This is a genomic window from Muricoccus vinaceus (assembly GCF_042433125.1).
GTDB lineage: Bacteria > Pseudomonadota > Alphaproteobacteria > Acetobacterales > Acetobacteraceae > Roseomonas > Roseomonas vinacea.
In genome coordinates this window covers 1-1,026 of record NZ_JBHLVZ010000123.1, presented here as the reverse complement: position 1 = coordinate 1,026, position 1,026 = coordinate 1, and the positions used below count along the sequence as shown (strand labels likewise).

Below are 1,026 nucleotides of genomic sequence, written 5' to 3'. Positions count from 1 at the left end.
AGCTGACGGGGGGTGTGGCGCACGACTTCAACAATCTCCTGACGGTGATCCTGGGCAGTTCGGAGACGCTGGTGGAGTCGCTTGGCGGGGACGAGGAGCTGCGGGGGCTGGCGGAGATGACCATGACGGCGGCGGAGCGGGGCGCGGCGCTGACCAGCCAGCTGCTGGCCTTCTCGCGGCGCCAGACGCTGGAGCCGCGGGTGGTGGAGGTGGGCGCGGTGCTGGGCGGGCTGGCGAGCATGCTCGGGCGCACGCTGGGGGCGCACATCGCGCTGCACCTGTCCTCCGCGCCCGAACTGTGGCCGGCGCTGATCGACCAGTCGCAGCTGGAGAACGCGGTGCTGAACCTTTGCATCAACGCGCGCGACGCCATGCCCGCGGGCGGCAGCCTGGTGATCGCCTCCTCCAACCTGGAGGTGGCCGGGGGCGGCCCGGCGGACGGCGAGCTCTCGCCCGGGCGCTACGTGGTGATCGAGGTGGTGGACAGCGGCACGGGCATGGCGCCCGAGGTGCTGGGGCGGGCCTTCGAGCCCTTCTTCACCACCAAGGAAGTGGGGCAGGGATCGGGACTGGGGCTGAGCATGGTGTATGGCTTCATGAAGCAGTCGGGCGGGCATGTGGAGCTGGCCTCCACCCCGGGGCGGGGCACCACCGTGCGCATGGTGCTGAAAGCCGCGGCCGGGGCCGCCGCCCCCGCCCCGGCGCGCCCGGCGCGCGAGGCGGGAGGGGCCGAGCGCGTGCTGCTGGTCGAGGACGATGCCATGGTGCGGACCCATGTGGCGGCCATGCTGCGCGGGCTGGGCTACACGGTCACCCTGGCCAACAACGCCGCCGAGGGGCTGGCCCGCCTGGAAGCCGGGGAGCCCTTCGAGCTGCTCCTCTCGGACGTGGTGATGCCGGGCGCCATGAACGGCCTGCAGCTCGCCGTGCGGGCCCGCCAGATGCGCCCGGCCATCGGCCTGCTGCTCACCTCCGGCTACACCGAGAACGCCATCCAGCAGCACGGCTCCCTCGAGCCCGGCATGC

At 73.0% G+C, this 1,026-nt stretch carries 1 protein-coding gene; it reads left to right on the top strand.

The features are described 5' to 3' along the window. Positions 1-1,026, top strand: a 1,026-nt coding sequence (locus ACFFIC_RS29890; RefSeq protein WP_377057268.1) for an ATP-binding protein, incomplete at both ends; no start/stop codon positions are given.